Source organism: Beijerinckia sp. L45 (assembly GCF_009765775.1).
Lineage (GTDB): Bacteria > Pseudomonadota > Alphaproteobacteria > Rhizobiales > Beijerinckiaceae > RH-AL1.
The window spans coordinates 20,315-27,140 of the sequence record NZ_LMUU01000068.1 but is presented as its reverse complement, the minus strand read 5'-3'; the positions used below and the strand labels follow the sequence as shown (position 1 = coordinate 27,140).

The 6,826-nt window shown below is 61.5% G+C and carries 6 protein-coding genes and 1 pseudogene; 5 read left to right on the top strand and 2 right to left on the bottom strand.

Annotation, left to right across the window (positions count from 1 at the left end; genetic code table 11):
- Window positions 1-323 precede the first annotated feature (323 nt).
- The gene (locus tag GSQ79_RS07015) at window positions 324-827 is read right to left on the bottom strand and encodes a TetR/AcrR family transcriptional regulator (protein ID WP_246725148.1); all 504 of its coding nucleotides are present in this window, start codon (window positions 825-827) and stop codon (window positions 324-326) included.
- A 139-nt stretch (window positions 828-966) separates the two neighbouring features.
- Here GSQ79_RS07015 and GSQ79_RS07010 point away from each other — a divergent pair, with 139 nt between their 5' ends.
- From GSQ79_RS07010 to GSQ79_RS07000, 3 genes are read left to right on the top strand one after another with little or no spacing between them, the layout of a single operon-like run.
- Window positions 967-1,734, top strand: coding sequence for an SDR family NAD(P)-dependent oxidoreductase (locus GSQ79_RS07010; protein ID WP_158808011.1), 768 nt, complete (start codon window positions 967-969; stop codon window positions 1,732-1,734).
- A gap of 11 nt (window positions 1,735-1,745) precedes the next feature.
- A complete protein-coding gene (locus GSQ79_RS07005) occupies window positions 1,746-2,426 on the top strand; it encodes a cupin domain-containing protein (RefSeq protein WP_158808010.1) in 681 nt (226 codons plus the stop codon).
- Window positions 2,427-2,429: 3 nt separating this feature from the next.
- On the top strand, window positions 2,430-3,605 hold the full coding sequence (locus GSQ79_RS07000) for an FAD-dependent oxidoreductase (RefSeq protein WP_158808009.1): 1,176 nt from the start codon (window positions 2,430-2,432) through the stop codon (window positions 3,603-3,605).
- A 319-nt stretch (window positions 3,606-3,924) separates the two neighbouring features.
- Here GSQ79_RS07000 and GSQ79_RS06995 read toward each other — a convergent pair whose 3' ends face one another.
- Window positions 3,925-4,656 (bottom strand): haloacid dehalogenase type II, encoded by a 732-nt coding sequence (locus tag GSQ79_RS06995; protein ID WP_158808008.1) that lies wholly within the window; start codon window positions 4,654-4,656, stop codon window positions 3,925-3,927.
- 635 nt (window positions 4,657-5,291) lie between these two features.
- Between GSQ79_RS06995 and GSQ79_RS06990 the strand changes: the two genes are divergently transcribed.
- On the top strand, window positions 5,292-6,140 hold the full coding sequence (locus GSQ79_RS06990; protein ID WP_246725147.1) for a hypothetical protein: 849 nt from the start codon (window positions 5,292-5,294) through the stop codon (window positions 6,138-6,140).
- Window positions 6,124-6,801: pseudogene (locus GSQ79_RS06985) on the top strand (cupin domain-containing protein). The gene GSQ79_RS06990 and the pseudogene GSQ79_RS06985 overlap by 17 nt, the downstream one beginning before the upstream one ends.
- Window positions 6,802-6,826 lie beyond the last annotated feature (25 nt).

Genomic DNA, 6,826 nt, shown 5'->3' with positions numbered 1-6,826 from the left:
CGCTGTCGGTCGCTTATGGCGCGGGTCTGCGCGTTGCCGAGGTCTCGAGCCTGAAGGTACGATTCCAACTGTTCCAATCAACCTGCCAAAGTGGTGCTAGCCATCGAAGGGCGGACCGCTAAAGCGGGCGCGCTCAAGCGCCGTCTGGGCAGTGAAGAGCCGACGAACGGCAACCTTGCTTTGGAATAGGCGCCGCTCCGGTGGACTATGAAGTTCAAAAGACTGGCTCCGCCTGGTCGGCGGACCGAGAACCGGTCACAACGAGATCATTTCAGAGCGAGCAGACTTGGTGCGCAAGCTGTTCGCCGTGCCTCAGCAGACTTTCAGGTGCTGGTCAGCGAGGTCCTTGTCGCGAATCCGGTGGTTGCCAAATCGAACATGGCCAGATCGCCGAATGCGGTCGCCAGAAGCATGGCCCCTTCAAGCGTCGAGAAGATCTGTGCTGCCTCCGCGCGCGACAGACCGCCAGAAACAAGGTTGTCCAGCCCGCGTTCGAAGAACTGCCGTGCCTCCGTTGCGACTTCGGCGGGAAGCGAGGCTGCGACCGCTCCGAGAACACCGCACAAACACATCTGGCCGTCGTCGAGCAGCGCGTTGCGAAAGACGCGGTGCCATGCCTCATCGCGCGTGTTTCCGCTGATCTCTTCCTTTTCCACCGCCCGTTCGAAGCGCTCCGCATAACGGCGCGCCACGGCGCCAGCGAGCACCTCCTTGGTCGCAAAATGATGGTGGACGCTGGCATTCTTGACGCCGACGTCGACGGCGATCTCTCGGAAGCTGAAGCCATTGTACCCAGCCTTGCGGATGCGGCGTTCGGCAGCGTCCATGATGGCGTCCGAGCGGTCTGACATGAATCGAACTTTCAACCTACCAACTGGTAGCTAGGGATTGCGGGCAGAGCAAATGCCGCGTATATCCACCCTAGCTACTGCTAGGTAGTTTTGCAAGGTAGAGGAAGGTCAAACCATGCGTTTTGAAAACAAGATCGTGGCGATCACCGGCGGCGGTTCTGGCATCGGCAAGGAGACGGCAAAGCGTTTCATCGCGGAGGGAGCGTCGGTCGCCATCAACGGCAGGGACGAAGCGAAACTGAGACAGGCGGCGCAGGAGATCGACCCGATAGGAGAGCGCGTCATCGTGTCCGCCGGCGACGTCGCCGATCCGGCCGTGGGCGCTGCTCTCGTTCAAGCCGCGGTCGATCGGTTCGGCCGCCTCGACGTGCTGGTCAACAACGCCGGCATATTTAATCCCAAGCCCTTCCTCGATTTCGCCGAGGCCGACTACGACTGGTATCTCGACACCATTTTGAAGGGCAAGTTCTTCACCGCGCAGGCGGCTGCGAAGGCGATGATGAACAAGGGCGGCGTGATCGTCCAGACCGGCTCGATGTGGGCGATCCAGGCGATCGGCGCGACGCCCTCCAGCGCCTACTCGGCCGCCAATGCCGGCGTCCACGCCATGGTTCGCAACCTCGCGATCGAGTTGGCGCCCTACAAGATCCGCATCAATGCCGTCGCCCCCGCAGTGGTCGAGACGCCCATCTACAACACCTTCATGACCGACGAGCAGGTCAAGGACACGTTGCCGAGCTTCGACGCGTTCCATCCAATCGGACGGAACGGCCAGCCGGCTGATGTCGCCGAGGCGATCCTGTTCCTCGCATCCGATCAAGCGTCCTGGATCACGGGCACAGTCCTATCCGTCGACGGCGGCGTGACCGCCGGTCGGCAATAGGGGGCGTTGCAATGCTCATCAATGACGATCTCACACGACCGGCCATCGTGCACGGCGGCCAACTGGATTGGATTCCCAGCCCGACACCGGGCGTCGACCGGCGGATGCTGTTTCGCATCGGCGAGGAGAAAGCGCGCGCGACCTCGATTGTCCGCTATGCGCCGGACAGTCGATTTCCGCGACACGTTCATGGCGGCGGTGAGGAGTTTGTCGTGCTCGATGGCGTGTTTCAAGATGATCATGGCGATTATCCCGCCGGGTCGTATATCCGAAACCCGCCTGGGAGCGCCCACGCGCCGGCGTCCAAGAGCGGATGCAGCATCTTCGTCAGGCTTTGGCAATTCCGCCAGGATGATCACGCTTTGGTCGTCCAATCGCCCGAGCAGATCTCCGAGCGCCCCACGGCACAGCCAGGCGTGACGGATGCCGTTCTTTTCGACGATGGTGTCGAGACCGTGCTGTTCGCGACATGGACCGCGGACACCGAAGTCTGGATCGCCAATCCGAATGGCCTCGAGTTGCTCGTCCTCCAAGGCAGCTTCGATTGGGATGATCAGATCTTTGCGCCGCAGTCGTGGATGCGTCTGCCCGCAGGCCGCCATGTCGAGGCACGAAGCGGGCCCCATGGGACACGCGTTTGGTTAAAACGCGGGCCGCTGCTCCACCCCGACGTCTGTGCGTTCGATCGGTAGCCGATGACGAAAACACGCATTGCAATCGTCGGCGGCGGCTTAAGCGGCCTGTTCGCCGCTCGTCTGCTTGCGGCCGCGGGCATCGAGTTTCGACTGTTCGAGGCTCGTTCGCGACTAGGTGGCCGTATCCTTTCCGTCGCGGCGGGAAACACGGAATCCAATCGCCCCGGGGAGCTTGATCTCGGGCCTTCATGGTTTTGGCCGGCAACGCAGCCACTGATGACCGCGCTGGTCGCCGAACTCGGTCTGACGGCATTTCCACAATATGCCGAGGGTGACGTCGTCCTTGAGCTTTTAGCGCGCGAAGCGCCGCGGCATTTAAAGGGATATCGGCAAGAGCCCTCGTCATTCCGTATCGCAGGCGGAACCGCTGCACTCATCGCGGCTCTCGCGACTCGGCTTCCGTCCCATCGGATCGAGCTCGGCGTCCGTATCAAGAAGGCGGAATCGCACGGCGCCGGGGTAACGCTGCATGCCCTGACGCGGGAAGGCGAACACCGATCGATCGAGGCGGAGGGTGTGCTCTTCGCGTTGCCACCACGGCTGATCGAAGCGAGCATCACCTTCGATCCACCCATGGCCCCGGAAGTCGCGGCTCTTTGGCGAGCGACGCCGACATGGATGGCGCCCCACGCCAAGTTCGTAGCTGTCTACGACCGCCCCTTCTGGCGCGAACGCGGACTCTCCGGCGCCGCCCGGAGCATGGTTGGGCCCCTCGCCGAAACCCATGACGCAACGGCCCATGCAGGCGTGCCCGCTCTGTTCGGCTTCCTCGGTGTCCCGTCTAAGGTACGCGCGGTCATGGGCTCCACGCTCACGGATGCCTGCGAACAGCATCTGGTCCGCTTGTTTGGTCCGGAGGCGGCTAATCCGAGCGCAACGCATCTGAAGGATTGGTCGATCGACCGTCTCACCGCCACCGATAGCGACCGGCGGGGTGATGGGGGCCATCCTTCGCCTTCGCTCAGGCCCTGGACGGACCGAGCTTGGGCGAGCCAGTTAGTCTTGGCCGGCAGCGAAACCGCCTCCGTCAATCCCGGCTATCTCGAAGGTGCGCTCGAAGCGGCCCACTCTGCGGTCTCGGCGTTGGTCTCGTCCGAGCCACCTTCCACAGCCAGAAAAGCTGTCACCACCTGCTTCGCGGAGGCATTCGCTGACGTCTCCGAACGCAACATCTGACGGTCTACCAGAACCCGGTCGATGGTCGCCAAACAGTCTATCCGCAGACGCGATCCATGCGATGCAATGCCTATAGCGCGAACGCTTCGCTGTTTATCCTGAGGACGTGGTCTCATCACGTCGGATTAAAAGGCCGGATAAGTATAGCGTTCGCTTCAGAAACCTATTGCGAGAGACCAGGCAACATTGAGCATGCAAACCGGTCAGTGAAACCGCCAAGGTTTCGCCCTGTGCAAGGTTTGGTGGGCTGCCAGCGGCTCGCGCGAAGCCCGAGCATTCGGGGCTCGGCCGTCAAGGTTCGAACAGAGCGATTTCCGCTTCAACGCCAACGGCTGATAAGCTCATCCGCCAATGCTTGAAAATCCGGAGTAACGATATGGGGTTGCGGAAGCCCTTTGACGGGAAGCGGCGCATTACCGCGGCGCTTGACGAGTGCGCCGCTGAAACCTTGCGCTTGCGCGCCGACGGTGTCCCAGACATGCGCCGCGACCATGCAGCACGAGGACGCAGGAACGCCTAGCTCCTGCGCCACCATCTGGTAAACTACAGGAGCCGGCTTGTATGCGCGCGCCTGCTGAACGTAGTACTGCTGTTCGATTAGGTGAGCGACCCCGGCGTTCTCCAAAGGACTTGTCTTGCCGGAACGCGGCGATGAATTCGTGAGTGTCATAAGGCGGAAGCCCGCGTCCTTTAAACGCTCCAGGCCTTCAAGAACCTCTGGATGCGCCGGCATCGTCGCCATAGTCCGACCGATCTCGTCGACGTCCGCATCACTAATCTCGACGGCGTGGATGTCACCGAGCATGCGAAGGCAGCCTTGGCCGAGCGCAAAGAAGTCCGCGTAGAGTCCCGCGTGCGTAATCGTCATTGAGTACATGATCAGTTGGCCAAACCATTCGCGTAGGACGCGCTCATCGCCGAACATGCGCTCGAAGAGAGGCGACATCACTTCGAAGTCCAACATCGTCTCATTGACGTCGAAGACGAGCACCTTGGGTTCTCCCCCGATCCATTCGCGGCCCGACCTGTCGACTTGGAACTGAGTGGTCATTTGCTTTCCTCGAGTATCAAACGGTACCAAGCTCCCTTATCGCAACGGAGATGCCCACCGTCGTGCCGCAGGGTGGCTGATGTGAGACGATCGTATCCGCGGTCGTCCACGTTGTGTCAGGTTCCTTGATCTGAGGATGCCACAAGCTGTATCGATCGACCAAACGCTCGAATCTTCGAAAATTTCTTAAGGTTTCGTCAGGCAACGATCGAGATCGAACCCGAAGCGTTCCCGCTGTCCTGTACGATTCATTCAAGGCAAACGACATTCCCGATCTCCTGCAGGCGGTCCTACTGCAGCACGGATCTCGCTACTGGAGGGAGATTGACCGGGCACCAGTGGCCGGGAAGACTAGGATCGTTCACACCGTCAACGAAACGATCGACAAGTTGGTCTTCGAATGTAGCCGCGAGGTTCCAACCTACAAGCCGGTTAACTTGCTCAATTGGGCCGGAAAACATGGGGTGAAGCTCGCGGACATCACGACATCGGTCAGAGTGCGGATTCCAATTTAATCCGGCCACCCACTCCGATTTGATCCCGGCCACCATTCCGATTTCAAGCCGGCCATTTCGGTAGCTTTCGCGCAGGTCAGCACCCCAGGCATCACCCCTCGATTGGCGAGGAGGACCTTGATGCCGGCGAAGCGAGGGCTGACGATGCGACAACTGCGGCAGATGCTGCGACTGCTTCATGACGATGTGAGTGCGCGGGAGGTCGGGCGCCAGCTCGGCGTCGCGCGCAACACCGTGCAAGACAATCTGGAACGGGCGAAGAGGGCCGGCCTTGCGTGGCCGCTGGCGCCCGATCTCACGGACGATGTTCTCGAACAAAGACTGTTTTCGAAAGCCGGCTATATCCCCGGCGTTCGTTGGCGCGCCGAGCCGGACTGGGCGACGCTGGCGCGAGAGATGAAGCGGCCAGCCGTCAATCTCCAAGTTCTCTGGGAAGAGGATCGCGACGTCCATCGCGATGTCTACGGCTACAGTCGGTTCTGTGATCTCTTTCGGGAGTTCGAGCGGCGCCTGTCGCCGGTGATGCGCCAGCACCAAGTTGCCGGCGACAAACTCTTCGTAGATTACTCCGGCAAGAAGGTCGGCATCGTCGATCCGGCGACGGGCGTCGTGCGGGAGGCGGAGATCTTCGTCGGCGTGCTCGGCGCGTCGAACTACACCTATGTTGAGGCGACCTTCACGCAGAGTCTGCCGGATTGGATCGACGCGCATGTCCGGATGTTCCGCTTTATCAGCGGCGTACCCCGGTTGCTTGTGCCCGACAATCTGAAGAGCGGCGTCGTCAAGGCTTCGTTCTACGATCCCAAGATCAATCGCAGCGGAAGGCTTTTCTGTACATATCAAGCCGGGCAGCCCGCCACGTCCTCGCCTCCGATCAGGCGTCCTGGATCACCGGTACGGTCTTGTCGGTCGATGGCGGCGCGACCGCAGGACGTCGGTAGGAGGGACGCACATGCTTCTGAACGATGATCTCGCGAAGCCCGCCGTCGTTCATGACGGGAAGGTCGATTGGGTCGCGAGCCCGACGCCGGGCGTCGACCGCAGGATGCTCTTCCGCATCGGAGGCGAGAGGGCCCGGGCGACGTCGATCGTCGGTTATGCGCCCGACAGCCGGTTTCCCAGGCACGTCCACGACGGCGGCGAGGAGTCCGTCGTGCTCAAGGGCGTCTTCCAGGATGAGGACGGGGATTACCCGGCCGGATCCTATGTCGGCAACCCGCCCGGCAGCGCGCATGCGCCGGCCTCAAGGGACGGTTGCACGATCTTCGTCAGGCTTTGGCAGTTCCGGCAAGGCGACAAGACACCGCCGGTTTGCTTGCGCGGAGACGTCGTGGGAAACCGCGCGGCGGTGCCGTCGGCTCCGACACGTTGCTTTTCGAAGACGGTGTCGAGTCGATCCACTTTGCGACTTGAGCTCCTGACACGGAGGTCAATGTCGCGAACCCGACGGGGATCGAACTACTCGTTCTCGAAGGAGGTTTCGAGATGGACGGCCAGGCCTTCGCGTCCCAGTCGTGGTTGAGGCGGCCCGCGGAGCGGAATCTCTGCGTCCGCACTGGGATCCATGGAGCGTGTCTGGTTGAGGAAGGCGCCGCTGGTCCATCCCGACGCCTGTGCGTTCGAAGCCTAAACGCGGTGCTATTGATCCACTATCG